The 16,105-nt window shown below is 61.8% G+C and carries 14 protein-coding genes; 5 read left to right on the top strand and 9 right to left on the bottom strand.

Annotation, left to right across the window (positions count from 1 at the left end; all coding sequences use genetic code 11):
- Positions 1–113: 113 nt before the first annotated feature.
- The 3 genes from hutG to hutC form a co-directional block, all read right to left on the bottom strand.
- Positions 114–917: an N-formylglutamate deformylase gene (hutG, locus tag ACP3TA_RS16280; RefSeq protein WP_047576098.1), complete on the bottom strand. Its 804-nt coding sequence runs from the start codon at positions 915–917 to the stop codon at positions 114–116.
- Entirely contained in the window at positions 914–2,137 is a 1,224-nt protein-coding gene (gene hutI, locus ACP3TA_RS16285) for an imidazolonepropionase (RefSeq protein ID WP_206195926.1), read from the bottom strand. Before hutI ends, hutG begins: the two co-directional genes overlap by 4 nt.
- 157 nt (positions 2,138–2,294) lie before the next feature.
- Complete coding sequence (gene hutC / locus ACP3TA_RS16290; protein WP_033638258.1) at positions 2,295–3,050, bottom strand: histidine utilization repressor; 756 nt, start codon at positions 3,048–3,050, stop codon at positions 2,295–2,297.
- Between the two features lie 180 nt (positions 3,051–3,230).
- Here hutC and ACP3TA_RS16295 point away from each other — a divergent pair, with 180 nt between their 5' ends.
- The 3 genes from ACP3TA_RS16295 to ACP3TA_RS16305 all read left to right on the top strand — a co-directional run bounded on the left by ACP3TA_RS16295 (position 3,231) and on the right by ACP3TA_RS16305 (position 6,235).
- Entirely contained in the window at positions 3,231–4,601 is a 1,371-nt protein-coding gene (locus ACP3TA_RS16295) for a formimidoylglutamate deiminase (RefSeq protein WP_206195925.1), read from the top strand.
- Positions 4,601–5,164, top strand: coding sequence for a HutD/Ves family protein (locus tag ACP3TA_RS16300; protein WP_033652099.1), 564 nt, complete (start codon positions 4,601–4,603; stop codon positions 5,162–5,164). The genes ACP3TA_RS16295 and ACP3TA_RS16300 overlap by 1 nt, the downstream gene beginning before the upstream one ends.
- Before the next feature lie 69 nt (positions 5,165–5,233).
- Positions 5,234–6,235: a LacI family DNA-binding transcriptional regulator gene (locus ACP3TA_RS16305; RefSeq protein ID WP_033652100.1), complete on the top strand. Its 1,002-nt coding sequence runs from the start codon at positions 5,234–5,236 to the stop codon at positions 6,233–6,235.
- A gap of 40 nt (positions 6,236–6,275) precedes the next feature.
- On the opposite strand, the gene ACP3TA_RS16310 is transcribed toward ACP3TA_RS16305, so the two are convergent.
- From ACP3TA_RS16310 to ACP3TA_RS16330, 5 genes are all read right to left on the bottom strand, one after another.
- Entirely contained in the window at positions 6,276–7,718 is a 1,443-nt protein-coding gene (locus ACP3TA_RS16310; RefSeq protein ID WP_406875050.1) for a glycoside hydrolase family 32 protein, read from the bottom strand.
- Entirely contained in the window at positions 7,715–8,974 is a 1,260-nt protein-coding gene (locus ACP3TA_RS16315; RefSeq protein WP_406875049.1) for an MFS transporter, read from the bottom strand. The genes ACP3TA_RS16310 and ACP3TA_RS16315 overlap by 4 nt, the downstream gene beginning before the upstream one ends.
- Before the next feature lie 168 nt (positions 8,975–9,142).
- Entirely contained in the window at positions 9,143–10,447 is a 1,305-nt protein-coding gene (locus tag ACP3TA_RS16320; RefSeq protein WP_033652105.1) for an MFS transporter, read from the bottom strand.
- Between the two features lie 90 nt (positions 10,448–10,537).
- Entirely contained in the window at positions 10,538–10,924 is a 387-nt protein-coding gene (locus tag ACP3TA_RS16325; protein WP_033642828.1) for a GFA family protein, read from the bottom strand.
- 84 nt (positions 10,925–11,008) lie between these two features.
- Positions 11,009–11,707: a DAPG hydrolase family protein gene (locus ACP3TA_RS16330; RefSeq protein ID WP_197780475.1), complete on the bottom strand. Its 699-nt coding sequence runs from the start codon at positions 11,705–11,707 to the stop codon at positions 11,009–11,011.
- A gap of 93 nt (positions 11,708–11,800) precedes the next feature.
- Between ACP3TA_RS16330 and ACP3TA_RS16335 the strand changes: the two genes are divergently transcribed.
- Positions 11,801–12,445, top strand: coding sequence for a TetR/AcrR family transcriptional regulator (locus ACP3TA_RS16335; RefSeq protein WP_108680579.1), 645 nt, complete (start codon positions 11,801–11,803; stop codon positions 12,443–12,445).
- A 56-nt stretch (positions 12,446–12,501) separates the two neighbouring features.
- Here ACP3TA_RS16335 and pckA read toward each other — a convergent pair whose 3' ends face one another.
- A complete protein-coding gene (gene pckA, locus ACP3TA_RS16340) occupies positions 12,502–14,121 on the bottom strand; it encodes a phosphoenolpyruvate carboxykinase (ATP) (protein WP_033642831.1) in 1,620 nt (539 codons plus the stop codon).
- A gap of 432 nt (positions 14,122–14,553) precedes the next feature.
- Here pckA and ACP3TA_RS16345 point away from each other — a divergent pair, with 432 nt between their 5' ends.
- Positions 14,554–15,897, top strand: a complete 1,344-nt coding sequence (locus ACP3TA_RS16345; RefSeq protein WP_033642832.1) for a 2-hydroxycarboxylate transporter family protein — start codon at positions 14,554–14,556, stop codon at positions 15,895–15,897.
- The last annotated feature ends 208 nt before the right edge of the window (positions 15,898–16,105 follow it).

Here is a 16,105-nt window from a genome sequence, read left to right on the forward strand (position 1 = left end):
GACCAGTTAGCGGGGAATCACGCGAAACTTTGATATAGCGCGCAGATTGCCGCTGGCGTTGCGGTTAAAGGCAGGAGAAAAACAGGCGCCCGGCGGCGCCTGTAAAGGGGGGATCAGTTCAGCCTGGCGGCGCCGTCCAACAGGCTTTCAACCATCTGCTTGAGCAGGCGCTGCAGCGAGGCGGCGCGCTGCGGTTCGAACGCGAAAGGATACTGTTCGGACATGTAGTTGACCTGCGCCAGCTCGAGCTGGATCGCATGCTGTTGCTGCTGCGGTTGACCGTAGGCACGGGTGATGTAACCGCCCTTGAAGCGGCCGTTCAGCACGTGGGTGTACTGCTGTTGCTGCTTGCAGCAGGCGACCAGCCGATCGCTCAGCGCCTGGGCGCAGCTTTCGCCGCCGTTGGTGCCGAGGTTGAGATCCGGCAGTTTGCCGTCGAACAGCCGCGGGATCACCGAGGCGATGGAGTGCGCGTCGAACAGCAACGCATAGCCGTGCCGCGCTTTGAGGCGCGCCAGCTCGTTCTGCAGCTGCTGATGATAAGGTTGCCAAATTTGCTGCAAATAGCCGGCGCGTTCTGTGTCCGTCGGCGTTTTGCCCGGCAGGAAGCTTGGGCGGCCGTCGAACAGTACGTCGGGATACAGACCGGTGGTGGCGGTGGTATACAGCGGCTTGTCGTCCGCCGGGCGATTCAGATCGATGACGAAGCGCGAATAGTTGCCGACCAGTACGCTGGCGCCCATCGCCCGGGCGAAGTCGTACAGCTGCGGAATGTGCCAGTCGGTATCGGGCAGCGGGCGGGCATCGTCGGTCAGCCCGGCCTCGACCGCCGGCGTCAGCTGTGTGCCGGCGTGTGGGATGCTGATCAGCAGCGGCAGGCTGCCGCCTTGGAAGCTAAAAGGATCGCGAATGGTCATTGACGTACTTCTCCTCGGAAAATCACCGTACAGGGCAGCTGGCCGCCCAACCAATAAGCCAGTTCCGCCGGCCGCGACAGCGGCCAGTGAACGAAGTCCGCCACCTTGCCGGTTTCCAGCGTGCCGTGGCTGTGTTGCAGTCCCAGCGCTTTGGCGCCGTGGGTGGTGACGCCCGCCAGCGCTTCTTCCGGCGTCAGGCGGAACAGCGTGCAGGCCATGTTGATCATCAGACGCAGCGACAGCGCCGGCGAGGTGCCGGGGTTGGCGTCGCTGGCGATCGCCATCGCCACGTGGTGCTTGCGGAACAGCTCTACCGGCGGACATTGGGTTTCACGCAGCAGGTAATAGGCGCCCGGCAGCAGCACCGCCACGGTGCCGGCGTCGCCCATGGCGCGGGCGTCTTGCTCGGTGGCGTATTCGAGATGGTCGGCGGAGAGCGCGTGATGGCGCGCCGCCAGCGTGCTACCGCCGAGGGCGGAGAGCTGCTCGGCGTGCAGCTTGACCGGTAAACCGGCCGCTTCGGCGGCGGCGAAGACTCGCTCCACCTGCGCCGGTGAGAACGCCAGATGTTCGCAGAAGGCGTCAACCGCATCCGCCAGGCCGGCGGCGGCGGCCTGCGGGATAATGGTATCGCAGACCAGATTGATGTAGTCGTCGGCGCGGTTGGCGTATTCCGGCGGCAGCGCATGGGCTGCCAGACAGGTGGTTTTCACCTCGACCGGCAGCAGTTCGCCCAACTTGCGCGCCACCCGCAGCATCTTCAGTTCGCTTTCCAGGCTGAGGCCGTAACCGGATTTGATCTCCACGCAGGTGACGCCTTCCGCCAGCAGCGGCCGCAGACGGAACAGCGCCTGTTCCAGCAGCAGCGCTTCGTCGGCCTCGCGGGTGGCTTTCACGGTGGAAATGATACCGCCGCCCTGTGCGGCGATGTCGGCGTAGCTTACGCCGTTCAGTCGCTGTTCGAACTCGCCGCTGCGGTTGCCGCCGAACACCAGGTGCGTGTGGCAATCAACAAAGCCGGGGGTGATGATGCCGCCGTCGAATTTCACCGTTTCGTCCGCCATCAGGCCGGGCGGCAGCGCCGCATGTTCGCCAATCCAGACAATCTTGCCGTCGCGTACGGCGATCGCGCCGTCGGTCAGGGTGTGATATTTGCCGTCGCGCATGGTGACGATATCGGCGCCGCGCCACAGGCTGTCACAGTGAATCTCAGACGTCATTGCTTTCCTCCGCCGGAGCCGCAGCTCCCACATGGTTGTATATACAATTAAAAACAACCTAACGCATTCACCGGGATGTCACAAGAGGCGGGAGAGATTTTGTTATCAGGATGTGATCGACAGCGGAGATGCGGGCGCAGGGCGCGCCCGACGGGGATCAGACTTCGCTGGTGAAGCGGCCGAACAGTTGATAGCGGCTGCCGGGGTACAGCAGCCGGGCCGAGGTCACCACGGTTTTGCCGGACCAGGTGCGGCGGTGGATCAGCAGGCCGGGTTCGTGGTCTTCCAGCTGCAGCAGCTCGCGTTCACGTCGGGTCGGGATCACCGCTTCGACGATGTGTTCGCCGGCGGTCAGCGGCGCGGCCTGCGTCAGATAGGTGTAAGGCGTGACGCGGTCGAAATCCTGCTTCAGGTAATCCGGCGCCACCAGCGGGTTGACGCAGCGGTCTTCCACCTGCACCGGCACGTCGTTTTCGTAATGCACGATCTGCGAGTAGAACAGCCGTTGGCCGGGGTGAATGCCGAGCGCCGTCGCCTCTTCCTCGCTGGCCGCTCGGGCCTTCAGCTCGAGGATCTTGCTGCTGTGGCGATGACCGCGCGCGGCTATCTCATCGGCGATGTTGTGCACTTCCAGCAGCGCGGTGTGCGCCTTGGCTTCGGCGACGAAGGTGCCGACGCCCTGCATGCGGATCAGAAAACCTTCGCTGGTCAGCTCGCGCAGCGCGCGGTTGATGGTCATGCGGCTGACGCCCAGTTCCGCCACCAGTTCACTTTCGGAGGGCACGCGCTGGTGCGGTTGCCAGTGCCCCGCACGGATTTGATTCACGATCGCCTGTTTGACCCGTTGGTAGATCGGGGCGGGGGCATCGCTCATTGCAGCCGCCAGTTGTAACACGGTCTGTTGTTCAGCCACGACGTTAACCTCGTCAAATAAAAAAATAATAACACCAGTTTACTGTTGATGTCGGCGTATGTATATGTATATACAACTAGTGGCCGTCGCGCCAGAAACTTGCCGGCGACCGCCAAAAATTCCTGAAGACGCGCCATCGCCGCGCCTTATTCGCCGTTACATTAACCGTGGAATACTGCCATGCCTGCTTATTTTGCCCCACGCGCTTTGCTCCCTGAGGGCTGGGCGCATAACGTCCGGCTGGACGTCGATGCGCAAGGTTATCTGACTCAAGTTACCGCCAACGCTGAACCGCAAGGCTGCACCCGGCTGCACGGCGATGCGGTGCCGGGCATGCCGAACCTGCACTCCCACGCCTTTCAGCGCGCGATGGCCGGGTTGGCGGAAGTGGCGGGCAACCCGCAGGACAGCTTCTGGACCTGGCGCGATCTGATGTATCGGCTGGTGCAGCGCCTGACGCCGGAGCAGGTGGAGGTGGTCGCCCGTCAACTGTATATCGAAATGCTCAAGGGCGGATATACCCAGGTGGCCGAATTCCACTACCTGCATCACGACGCCGACGGCAAGCCTTACGCCGATCGCGGTGAAATGACCGGCCGCCTCAGCGCGGCCGCGCATCAGGCCGGCATCGGCATGACGATGCTGCCGGTGCTGTACAGCTACGCCGGTTTCGGCGCCCAGCCGGCCCAGCCGGGGCAGAAACGGTTTATCCAGGACACCGAAAGCTATCTGCAACAGCAGCAGGTGATTGCCCGTCAGCTGGCGGATCGCCCGTTGCAGAATCAGGGGCTGTGCTTCCATTCGCTGCGTGCGGTGGAGCTGGGCCAGATGCAGCAGATTTTGGCCGCGTCGGATCGCACTTTGCCGGTGCATATTCATATCGCCGAGCAGCAAAAAGAGGTGAACGACTGCCTGGCGTGGAGCGGGCAGCGCCCGGTGGCCTGGCTGTATGACCATCTGCCGGTCGATCAGCGCTGGTGTCTGGTGCATGCCACCCATCTGGATCGCGATGAGCTGGAAGCGCTGGCGCGCAGCCGCGCGGTGGCCGGCCTGTGCCCGACCACCGAAGCCAACCTCGGCGACGGCATTTTCCCCGGCGACGCTTACCTGCAGCAGCAGGGGCGCTGGGGCATCGGTTCCGACAGCCACGTTTCGCTCAACGTGGTGGAAGAGCTGCGCTGGTTCGAATACGGCCAGCGGCTGCGCGATCAGCGCCGCAACCGTCTGACGACGCCGGAACAGTCGGCGGTGGGCGATGTGCTGTATCACCAGGCGCTGCAAGGCGGCGCGCAGGCGTGCGGCGCGCCGATCGGCCGCTTGCAGAGCGGCTATCGCGCCGACTGGCTGGTGCTGGACGGCGACGATCCGTATTTGGCGGCGGCGCCGGATGCCTCGATCCTCAACCGCTGGCTGTTCGCCGGCGGCAAAGAGCAAATTCGCGACGTGTTCGTCGGCGGCCGACAGGTGATCGAGCAGGGGCGGCACGCGCTGCAGCAGCAGAGCAGCGCCGAGTTCCTGCAGGTGCTGAAAACCTTTCAGCAGGAGGCGTGATGAGCCTGACCCGTTTTAATTTCGCTGGGCTGCCGGTCAGCCCGTGGCGCAACGGCGGCGGGGAAACCCGTGAAATCGTCAGTTGGCCGCCGGGCGAGCCGGATTTCGACTGGCGCGCCAGCATCGCCACCATCGCGCAGGACGGGCCGTTTTCCGCCTTTGCGGGCATTGACCGTTCGATCACGCTGCTGGAAGGCGACGGCGTGCGGCTGTTCAGCGCCGGGCATATCGACCATCAGTTGGCGCGTATCGGGGAGCCGTTCGCCTTTTCCGGCGACGTGGCGCTGGAAGCGACGCTGCTGGGCGGCGCCAGTCAGGATTTCAACATCATGACGCGCCGCGGCCGGCTAGCGGCGCAGGTGCAACGCAGCGCCGAGCCGCTAACCTTGCCGCCGGGGCGGGCGGGGGTGCTGTATGTGCTGAGCGGGCTCTGGTCGCTGCCGGGGGGCGGCGAACTGAGCGCGCGCGAGGGCGTCTGGTGGACGGCATCGGCGGCGGGGGGCGACGTGGCGCCGTTAAGGGCCGGCAGCGCTATCCTGTGGGCGGACATCACACCCCGTTAACGCAGAGTAGAGTCCTGCGCCCGGTTATGGGATTATTCACTTTTTCCCATTAATCATAAAGAAGGGCGCATGGCTTCGCTGAAAGACGTCGCAAAACTTGCCGGAGTCTCGTTGATGACGGTGTCCCGCGCCATCAATGATCCCGGCAAGCTGCGGCCGGAAACCTACCGCCGCGTCAAACAAGCTATCGATCGGTTGGACTATGTGCCGGATCTGTCGGCGCGGCGTATTCGCGGTGACGGAAATCGCGTGCAGACGCTCGGCGTGCTGGCGCTGGATACCGCCACGACGCCGTTCTCGGTGGAAATGATCCTGTCGATTGAGAAAACCGCGCGCGAGCGCGGCTGGAACAGCTTCGTCGTCAACCTGTTCGCCGACGACAACGCCGAACAGACCGTCGATCTGCTGCTGGCGCATCGGCCGGATGGGGTGATCTTCACCACGATGGGACTGCGTGAGGTGACGCTGCCGGCCAAACTGCTGGACAAAAAGCTGGTGTTGGCCAACTGCGTCAGCCCGGCGCATTCGATCGCCAGCTACATTCCTGATGATGAGCAAGGGCAGTATGACGCGACGCGCACGCTGATCGCCAAAGGCTATCGCGCGCCTTTGTGCATTCATTTACCGGCGGATACGCTGGCGGCGGGGCTGCGCCGCCGCGGTCTGGAACGCGCCTGGCGCGAAGCGGGGCGCGATGTTGAACAGCTGCGGCAGTATCATCTCGATCTGAGCGCTGGCGATCAAAGCTATCGCGACTGCGTAGCGTTGCTGGAGCGGCATTTTTCCGCCGGCCGGCGCGATTGCGATGTCGTGGTGTGTGGGAACGATCGGATAGCGTTTCTGGCGTATCAGGTATTGCTGGCGCAAGGATGGCGGATACCGCAGCAGGTGGCGGTGCTGGGCTACGACAATATGGTCGGCACCGGCGAGCTGTTCCTGCCGGCATTGACGACGGTGCAGCTGCCGCATTATGAACTGGGTCGTCTTGCGGCGCTGCATGTGATTGAGCGGCGGGAACAGCGTGATACGGTGAAAGTGCCTTGCCCGCTGCTGGAACGTGGTTCGCTGTAAGCGCACCGGGGCATCGCTGCGCGCCCGGTGCTCATTCCCATTACCCCCAGATGCTTGCCAACTGCCATCCCGTGATGGGCTCGAACAGCGCCTGGCCGCCTTCGGCGAACAGGCTGAGGCGGCGATCGCCCGCCGCCGGATAGATGCGGCTGGTCAGGCAGGCCTGCCCCTGATTAACGAAGATCTCCAGTGAGGAGCGATCGATAAAGATCCGCAGCGACAGAATGTCACCCTCCGGCAGCGGCACACTGCGGCAGGTGCACAGCGCCGGGTGTTCATTAAAACGCTCCAGCACCAATCGGTGTGACTGATTGTCGACGAACAGCCGCGCCGCACTCCCAATGGCCAGCCCGTACCGCTCGGCGTCGCTGTCGGCCGGTCTCAACGTCATGATGAGCTCCTGCATATCGTTCGTCAGCGGCAGATGCTGATTGGTCAGCGTCTGCGCCGACAACGTCTGCGATCCTCGGCGCAACGCCGCCAGTTCACGAGCCGGATTCATGCGGACGCTGCCGTCGGCGGCCAGCGTCAGCTCGCGTGGCAGGGTGAGGGCGCCGGCCCAGCGGTGCGCTTTGCTGGGCATCGGTGATTCCCACATATCCATCCAGGCAAACAGCAGCCGACGGCCGTCGGCGGCGGTGAAGGTCTGCGGCGCATAGAAATCGTGGCCGGCATCCAGCTCGCAGAAGGGTTGCGTTACCGTAAAGTCGCCGTCCGGCCGCCAATGGCCGAGCAGATAGCCGCTCTGGAAGCGATTGCGGTAGCGGTAGCCCTGCGCCGCCAGCCCCTGCGGCGAAAACAGCAGCAGGTGTTGCTCCCCCAGCTGAAAGAAATCCGGGCATTCCCACATATAGCCCTGATGCGCCGTTTGCGCGCCGGCCAGCACCCGATCGAAGCGCCAGGCGCGCAGGTCGGCAGAGCGGTACAGGCGCACCTGGCCCAGGCCGTTTTCTTTGGCGCCGACCACCAGCCACCATTCGCCGTTTTCGCGCCAGACTTTCGGATCGCGAAAATGCTGAATGCCGTCCGGCGGGGCCAGCACCGGCCCGTGTTTGACGAAGCGTATGCCGTCTTCGCTGGTGGCCAGACATTGCACTTCCCGCACCTGGCTGTCGTCACCGGGTTCGCCCAACCACACGTGGCCGGTGTAAAGCAGCGTCAGCACGCCGTTGTCATCCACGGCGCAGCCGGAAAAACAACCGTCTTTGTCATAGGGCGCATCGGGCGCCAGGGCGATGGGCTGGCGCTGCCAGCGTATCAGGTCACGGCTGGTCGCATGCCCCCAGTGCATGGGCCCCCAGTGTTCGCTATGGGGATGATGCTGGAAGAAGGCATGATAGACGCCGTCAATACAGATCAGGCCGTTGGGATCGTTGATCCAGCCGGCGGCCGGTGCGAGATGGAACTGCGGATAATAATCGTCTCGGCGCTCTGCGCACAGGGCTTCGACCGCATGGTCGGCTTGAGCTAAAGCAGTGTTCATTGGACAGACTCACTTGATTTAATGGCGGATGGAAAGGGCGTTGCCGTGGCGGAGCGTTCGCCGCGCAGCAAGAAACAGGAGACAAGCGTGGTGACGGCGACCGCGCAGCCCATCAGCAGATAGGTGTCGGCAAAGCCGATGCGGTCATAACCGTAGCCCGCCAGCGGCGACAGGAAGCTGGCCATCACCTGGGTGATGAACTGGAAGCCTACCAGGTACAGCGTGGAGGAGAGTCGGCTGTCGAAGCGGCTGGCGATGTATTTGAAGATAGCGATCAGCAGGATTGGCAATTCTACGGCGTGCAGCAGTTTCATGGCGGAGATCATCAGGGCGCCGCTGACCAACCCGGAACCGAACATGCGCAGCGCCATCACGCTGCCCGCCAGCAACAGCCCCTGCTTGGCGCCGATACGGTTCACCAGCAGCGGGGCCAGGAACATGCCGCCGGCTTCGAGGAAGACCTGCAGCGAGTTGAGAAAACCGTACATCTCGTTGCCCTGTGCGCGAGAAGCGAACTGTGAAGCGAAGTAGACAGAAAATTGCTGATCGAAAACGTTGTATACGCTGATCCCCAGCACAAACACCACCAGCGCCCAGAAGCCCGGCATGCGCAGCAGCGCCAGCGCGTCCTGCAGCCGCAGGTTCTCCGGTTTGCCGAACGCCAGGCCGGCCATGGCGTTCGGCTTCAGCTCGCGTACCTGGCTGAGCAGCAACAGGAACACCACGGCGGCGGCGGAGGCCAGCCAGAAATTGATGTTCGGATTGATATTGAAGATAAAACCGGCCACAAAGGTGGCGCTGGCCCAGCCGAGCGAGCCCCACATGCGGGCGCGGCCGAACTCGAAACCGCTGATGCGGCTGACGCGCTCGGTATAAGATTCCAGCGCGCCGATGCCGGCGAAGAAGGTCGCGCCGATGAACACCCCGCCGACCAAAGCGCCGAGCGGCAGGCTGCTCGCCAGCAGCGGGGCATAAATGTAGATAAAGAACGGGCCGGTCAGCAGTAGCATCACACCGAGAAACTGCAGCAGGTGTTTGCGCAGCCCAAGTTTGTCCTGAATAAAGCCGTACAACGGCTGTGCGCACAGCGCCACCAGCGAGATGGCGGAGAAGATCAGACCGGTCTCGGCGCCTTTCAACCCGATCTTTTGATTCAGCCACAGCGAGATCAGCGAAAAGCTGGAAGACCAGGTGAAGAAAAAGAAGAACAGCAGGCCGCTGAGCAGCACGTAATATTTTTTCGTTTCGCGGTTCATGGGTAGGGCCCCGGTGAGTGAAGTTAGCTCTATTGTTAACGTTAACTCGCGGATGGATGAAGCTGTCAGTTATCACTCATGCGATGTTAATCACAAAAGTTAACGTTAACATTATTGCGTTGTGATCATTATCACGAGTTGGAATGGGGGCGATGCGCCCCCGGAGGATTAACGTTCGTTCAGCGAGCGCAGATGATCGTCGCGGCGCAGCGTCATCAGCGCAAACAGGCTGACCACCGACGTGGCGACCACATAGTAGGCGGGAATGTCGATATTGCCGGTCTGTTTGATGAGGCCGGTGATAATCAGCCCGGCCGAGCCGGAAAACACCGCATTGGACAGCGAGTAAGCCAGCCCCAGGCCGGTATAGCGCACCCGGGTCGGGAACATCTCCGCCAGCATCGCCGGGCCGGGACCGGCCAGCAGGCCGACCACGGCGCCGGCGATCATGACCGCCAGTCCTTTGATCCACAGTGAGCTCTGCGCATCCTGCAACAGGTGCAGCAGCGGGAAGGTGAACAGGATCACCGCCGCCACCGCCGTCAGCATCACCGTTTTTCGTCCCAGCCTGTCGCTGATGATGCCCGCCGGCAGGATGGTCAGGGCGAAACCGACGTTGGCCAGCACCGTCGCCACCAGCGCTTGCTGGAAGGTGGCGTGCAGCGAGGTTTGCAAATAGGAAGGCATCACCACCAGGAAGGTATAGCCGGCGGCCGACCAGCCCATCATGCGGCCGATGCCGACCAGAATGGTTTTCACCACGCCGCCCAGCTTCACTTCCGGTGGGGTGATAGCGTGTTCCGCATGTTGCTGCGCCTGAGTAAACGTCGGCGTTTCCTCAAGCTTGAGCCGCAGCCACAGCGCCACGGCGCCCATCGGCAGCGCCAGCAGGAAGGGAATGCGCCAGCCCCAGTCATGCAACTGCTGCACGCTCAGCAGCGCGGCCAGCAGCGCCACCAGCCCGGCGCCGGCCAACAGGCCGAGCGCGACGGTCAGCGATTGCCATGCGCCGAACAGCCCGCGCTTGCCCTTTGGGGCGAACTCGGTCATCAGCGACACGGCGCCGCCGAATTCGCCGCCGGCGAACAGCCCCTGGAACATACGCAGCAGCGTCAGCAGCAGCGGGGCGGCGACGCCGATCGAGGCATAAGTCGGCATGACGCCGATTAACGCCGTCGCCAGCGTCATCAGCAGCAGGACCGCAATCAGCGTCGGACGACGGCCGATGCGATCGCCGATACGGCCGAAGATCACCGCGCCGATCGGCCGGCAGAAAAATGCCAGCGCGAAGGCGGCGTAGGTGAGGATCAGGCTGGTGATTTCATTTTCACCCTGCAGCGTGAAAAAATTGGCGGCGATGACGGTGGCCAGAAAACCGTATACCCCGAACTCATACCATTCGATAAAGTTGCCGACCGAGCCGGCCAGCAACGCCTGACGCGACCGGCGCGCGTCGAGAGTCTGTTGATTCATCCCCGTTCCCATACATTTGAATTATTGTTCGTCAGTTCTAAATTTATACGACAAAACAATCAATTGATTTCAGCGGGAACTGTGAGGCGCTCAGCGCATGCCGTCGATACGCCACCATTCGGGGCAAACATCGGCGAACGCATGTGAGGTCGGGCGCAGCTCCGGCAGATTGGCCCGATCGAAGCTGCCGGTGGCCAGCGCCACCGTCGGCTCGTCGTCGATCGCCCCCAGCGTGCTGCCGCAGCGCGGGCAAAAGGCGCGGCTGGAATAGGGTGAAGAACGGTAGAGTGTGGGCATGCCGCCCGGGCCGTTCCACTCGATGGCCTGACGCGGAAATTCGACCCAGCAGAGCGTCGGCGCGCCGGAGTGGCGGCGGCAAAAATCGCAGGAACAGCTGTGCGGATTGCCAGGCAGGCCGCGTGCCTGAAAGCGAATATGCCCGCACAGGCAGCCGCCGCTATAGCAGGGATTTTCCATGATGTCTCCGTCATGAGCGCAGGGGAAAACGATGAAAATCACTATAGCGATATCGCGAAAAATTAACAGGTCCCCGCTGATGCATTACCAGAGCAACGGCGCCGGCTCGCGGCCGTTTTCGGCGTAGTACAGCGACGGCAGGAACTGCGCCAGATAGCTGAACTCGTTGTAGCAGTGGCGCATCAGGTTAAACCCGATGTCGTCCGAGAGTTCGTCGTGGGCGTTGGCGCAGGCTTTACCCAGCAGGAAACGGCTGCGCAGCACGCACCCGTAGGGCGTATCGCGCGCCAGATGCAGCATCTCGCCGTCGCAGGGATCGCCGTTGTCATCCAACGCCACCTGGTCGCCGAAGCCGATGCGCGCGCACACGGCGGCGGAGAGCGCCTGCGCGTCACGCGCCTGGCGCAGCGGTTGCGGCGCGAAGAAGTCCTCGGCGGCGTGGAATTTGAGGCGCGCCGCGACCGGTGGCAGCTCCGCCAGCCATTCGACCGCTTCGATGCTGGCGCCGACGTAGCTTTCCCCTTTTTTCCAATGGCGGTCCCAGCCGCGATGTTCAACGTGATCGTGCGGGTGCCACCAGTTGATGTGCTGCGTGTTCTCAAAGAAGGTGAACCACCAGTCCAGCATGCGCCCCTTGCAGCCGTGCAGATCGGTACGGACCGCGACGGTCAGCAAACCGTCGGCGCTGCGACTCAGCCCCATCTCCAGCCGCAGCGGTTCAGGTTTGAGCAACTCGTTGATATCGTTAACGCCCCACGGCGTCAGCAGGGAAGGATGTGTCATAATGGGTTCCTGTTTTATTTTGGAAACGAATTGTGTTTCCAAAATAAAACTATGCCGCTATGCTGAGTCTGTCAATGCTTGTGAGGAATAAATATGGCGAACCCGAATGAAGAACCGCTGCGTGCTCGCGGCCGGCCGGCCACGCCGGAAACGGCGCTGCGCGCTGCGCTGGCGCAGGCGACGCTGGCGCTGTTGCTCGACGGCGGCTATGCCGCGGCAACGGTGGATGCGGTGGCGAAACGCGCCGGGGTGGCTAAAAAAACCCTGTATCGCTTTGCGGCCAATCGCGACGAACTGGTGGCGCAGGCGGTGAGCGGCTGGACCGAGGCGTTTCAGCCGGCCTTCGCCCAGGATGCCGGGCGGTGGGAGGCGGTGGCGCCGCTGTTGGAAAAAGGGCTGAAGGCGGTGGCGCAGCAGGTATTGAGCGCCGAAGCGGTGGGGATGTTTCGGCTGCTGCAAAGCGAGTTTCCGGGGCGCGAGGCGCTGCTGGACAGCTATCAGCGCAACGGCATTCTGCGCGGACGGGCGACGGTGGCGAACTGGCTGCGGCGCCAGCAGCAGTGCGGGTGGCTGCGTGAGCGTGACTGGGCGCAAACCAGCGATCTGCTGTTGGCGATGACCATCGCCGAACCGCTGCGGCAGATGACGCTGGGGCTGTTGCCGCCCGGCAGCGCGATCGACGAGCGCATCGCGGCGGCGGTGGCGCTGGTGATGCCGGGTTTGCTGGCGGAAGGATGAAAACAAGAAAGGGCCGAAAGTTCGGCCCTTAAACAGCAGGATGCTAAACGTCTGCGTTACAGCTTCGGCCCGGCGTTCACCAGCTTTTCGCCCGCCTGGGTGACGGTATATTTGGCGAAGTTATCGATAAAGCGCTGCGCCAGATCCTGCGCTTTCTCCTGCCACAGCGATTCGTCGGCGTAGGTTTTGCGCGGATCGAGGATCGACGGATCGACACCCGGCAGCGCGGTCGGCACTGCCAGCCCGAAGATCGGCAGCGTGAAGGTGTCGGCCTGCTCAATGTCGCCATTCAAGATGGCGTCGATGATGCCGCGCGTATCTTTGATCGAGATACGCTTGCCGCTGCCGTTCCAGCCGGTGTTGACCAGGTAAGCCTGGGCGCCGGCGGCCTCCATGCGTTTCACCAGCACTTCAGCGTATTGCGTCGGGTGCAGCGTCAGGAACGCGGCACCGAAGCAGGCGGAGAAGGTCGGCGTCGGGGCGGTGATGCCGCGCTCGGTGCCGGCCAGCTTGGCGGTGAAGCCGGACAGGAAGTGGTATTGGGTCTGCTCCGGCGTCAGGCGCGACACCGGCGGCAGCACGCCGAAGGCGTCAGCGGTCAGGAAGATGATCTTGCGCGCGTGGCCGGCTTTGGACACCGGTTTGACGATGTTCTCGATGTGATAAATCGGGTAAGAGACGCGGGTGTTCTCGGTTTTGCTGGCGTCGTCGAAGTCGATGCTGCCGTCGGCCCGCACGGTGACGTTTTCGAGCAGCGCATCGCGGCGGATCGCCTGATAGATTTCCGGCTCCGCCTGCGGCGACAGCTTGATGGTTTTGGCGTAGCAGCCGCCTTCGAAGTTGAACACGCCGTCGTCGTCCCAGCCGTGCTCGTCATCGCCGATCAGCTGGCGTTTCGGATCGGTGGAGAGGGTAGTTTTGCCGGTGCCGGACAGGCCAAAGAACACCGCGACGTCGCCTTGCTCGCCGACGTTGGCCGAGCAGTGCATCGAGGCGATGCCCTTCAGCGGCAGCAGATAGTTCATGATCGAGAACAGGCCTTTCTTCATCTCGCCGCCGTACCAGGTGCCGCCGATCAGCTGCATGCGCTCGGTCAGGTTGAAAGCGACGAAGTTTTCCGAGTGCAGCCCTTGCTGCTGCCAGTCCGGATTGGTGCATTTGGCGCCGTTCAACACCACGAAGTCCGGCTCAAAGTCCGCCAGCTCGGCGTCGCTTGGGCGGATAAACATGTTTTTCACGAAGTGCGCCTGCCAGGCCACCTCGGTGATGAAGCGCACCTTCAGGCGCGTATCGGCGTTGGCGCCGCAGAAGGCATCCACCACGAACAGACGCTTGCCGGAGAGCTGGTTGCCCACCAGCGTCTTCAGATGCTGCCAGACTTCCGGCGACAGCGGCTGGTTGTCGTTCTTGCCGGTACCGTTGTCGGACCACCAGACGGTGTCGCGCGTGGTGTCGTCGCGCACGATGTATTTGTCTTTCGGCGAACGGCCGGTAAATTCGCCGGTCGCGACGTTGACCGCCCCCAGTTGGGTGAGGGTGCCGCGTTCCAGCGGCGGCAGGTCGGCGCGGGTCTCTTCGGCGAACAGCAATTCATAGCTGGGGTTATAGACGATGTCGGCGGCCTGATGGATGCCGTAGCGAGCGAGGGTTTGTGGGGTAACAGCGCGTGAAGACATATTCTACTTCCTTATGAGTCATATTATGCCTTTTTCCCGTGCGGTGCCGCGCGCAGGATTAAGGTTCGGATCAAGCTGACCGGATTCAGCTAATGGCGTTTCCGGTTCTTTATTAATAAAGCAGGGGGCTTTTTCGCCCTCCTATAGCATAGCAGCGAATTTAAGCCTGATTACTTTAATTACAAAATGCTGACGATAATTAATTAAAACCAACCTTGGCGGAGGGTCACAATATTGAATTCCCTCAGCGTAATTTAGTTTTGCATTTTTATTTTTTATCATATTGTCAGTGCTGTCTACTGTTTTATTTCTTATTAGAAAAAGCGAAATCCGCAATAGGATTTTTGTAATTAGTTGTTTTCACTTGGCTATGGCGGGATTGTTGCGCCAGGTGAATCTAACCGTACTGTACGCTTGTCAGCAGGGTGAATAATGAAACAGATAAATGCAGAAATTGCCTGTGATAAAAATACGGCATCGTCCGAATCATCAGGATTAATTAATCAACTTCGTCAAATAGATATCGGTGCGGTGCCGATCGCGTTGTTTATCACGATTTGCGCCATCGTGGCGATTTCCGCCTACGCCAACTTCCTGCCGAAGAATATGATCGGCGGCCTGGCGGTGATAATGACGCTGGGCTTTGCGTTGGCGCAGTTGGGTAAAAGCATTCCCGTGCTGCGCGATATCGGCGGGCCGGCCATTCTGTGTTTGATGGTGCCGTCGGTGCTGGTCTACTTCAACGTGTTCCAGCCCAACGTCATGGGCACCGTCCATCTGCTGATGAAAGACGCCAACCTGCTTTATTTCGTCATCGCCAGTCTGGTGGTCGGCAGCATTCTCGGCATGAACCGGGTGATCCTGATCCAGGGGATGATTCGCATGTTCGTGCCGCTGGTGGTGGGCACGGTCACGGCGGTGATCACCGGGCTGCTGGTGGGGAAACTGTTCGGCTTCACCTTCTATCACACCTTCTTCTTTATCATCGTGCCGATCATCGGCGGCGGCATCGGCGAGGGCATTTTACCGCTGTCGCTGGCCTATTCGGCGATCCTGGGATCGACACCGGACGTCTACGTCGCGCAGCTGGCGCCGGCGGCGGTGCTGGGTAATATCTTCGCCATCGTGACCGCCGGGGTGCTGGCGCGCATCGGCATGCAGCGCAAGGCGCTGAGCGGCGACGGCATGCTGATCCGTTCGGCGCAGGAGAACGCGATGTTCGCCATCAAGGAACAAAGCGGCAACGTCGATTTCCAACTGATGGGCGGCGGGCTGCTGGTGATCTGCGCCTTCTTTATCGTCGGCGGCCTGTTCGAGCATATCGTGCATATCCCTGGCCCGGTGCTGATGATCCTGTTCGCGGTGCTGTGCAAATACTGCCGGGTGATCCCGGCCTCGATGGAGACCGGCGCGCACAGTTTCTATAAGTTCGTCTCCACCGCGTTGGTGTGGCCGCTGATGATCGGTCTGGGCATGCTGTACGTGCCGCTGGAAAGCGTGGTTGCGGTGTTCTCGGTCGGCTATGTGGTGGTCTGCGGCTCGGTGGTGCTGTCGATGGGGTTGGTCAGTTTCCTGATTGCGCCTTACCTGAAGATGTTCCCGGTGGAAGCGGCGATCGTCACCTGCTGTCACAGCGGCCTGGGCGGCACCGGCGACGTGGCGATCCTGTCGGCGTCCAACCGCATGGGGCTGATGCCGTTCGCCCAAATCGCTACGCGCATCGGCGGCGCTTCCACGGTCATTGGCGCTACGCTGTTGCTCGGTTGGTTAGTCTGAGTCCAGAGTGTGTTATGGATAGCCGGGGTTGGATTGCCCCGGTTTTTTTATACTTTTTTCGACATCGTGATAATGCTGATTATTACCTTGAAAATCATTCGCATGGCGGAAAATCCCTGTCACACTTTTGATAAGAAAAATCTGTTCTCGGTAAAATGTGTCTATTCTCTTCTCTTAAGGGATTATCGTTCTCATTCAGAGTGCCGAT

The sequence above is a fragment of the Serratia sp. 2C06 genome, from assembly GCF_050037615.1.
GTDB classification, from domain to species: Bacteria; Pseudomonadota; Gammaproteobacteria; order Enterobacterales; family Enterobacteriaceae; genus Serratia; species Serratia ureilytica.

Coding starts and splice junctions, on each gene's coding strand:
- hutG (WP_047576098.1), bottom strand. CDS start 917: ATGACCATTCGCGATCCTTTTAGCTTCCAAGGCGGCAGCCTGCCGCTG.
- hutI (WP_206195926.1), bottom strand. CDS start 2,137: ATGACGTCTGAGATTCACTGTGACAGCCTGTGGCGCGGCGCCGATATC.
- ACP3TA_RS16295 (WP_206195925.1), top strand. CDS start 3,231: ATGCCTGCTTATTTTGCCCCACGCGCTTTGCTCCCTGAGGGCTGGGCG.
- ACP3TA_RS16300 (WP_033652099.1), top strand. CDS start 4,601: ATGAGCCTGACCCGTTTTAATTTCGCTGGGCTGCCGGTCAGCCCGTGG.
- ACP3TA_RS16305 (WP_033652100.1), top strand. CDS start 5,234: ATGGCTTCGCTGAAAGACGTCGCAAAACTTGCCGGAGTCTCGTTGATG.
- ACP3TA_RS16310 (WP_406875050.1), bottom strand. CDS start 7,718: ATGAACACTGCTTTAGCTCAAGCCGACCATGCGGTCGAAGCCCTGTGC.
- ACP3TA_RS16315 (WP_406875049.1), bottom strand. CDS start 8,974: ATGAACCGCGAAACGAAAAAATATTACGTGCTGCTCAGCGGCCTGCTG.
- ACP3TA_RS16320 (WP_033652105.1), bottom strand. CDS start 10,447: ATGAATCAACAGACTCTCGACGCGCGCCGGTCGCGTCAGGCGTTGCTG.
- ACP3TA_RS16325 (WP_033642828.1), bottom strand. CDS start 10,924: ATGGAAAATCCCTGCTATAGCGGCGGCTGCCTGTGCGGGCATATTCGC.
- ACP3TA_RS16330 (WP_197780475.1), bottom strand. CDS start 11,707: ATGACACATCCTTCCCTGCTGACGCCGTGGGGCGTTAACGATATCAAC.
- ACP3TA_RS16335 (WP_108680579.1), top strand. CDS start 11,801: ATGGCGAACCCGAATGAAGAACCGCTGCGTGCTCGCGGCCGGCCGGCC.
- pckA (WP_033642831.1), bottom strand. CDS start 14,121: ATGTCTTCACGCGCTGTTACCCCACAAACCCTCGCTCGCTACGGCATC.
- ACP3TA_RS16345 (WP_033642832.1), top strand. CDS start 14,554: ATGAAACAGATAAATGCAGAAATTGCCTGTGATAAAAATACGGCATCG.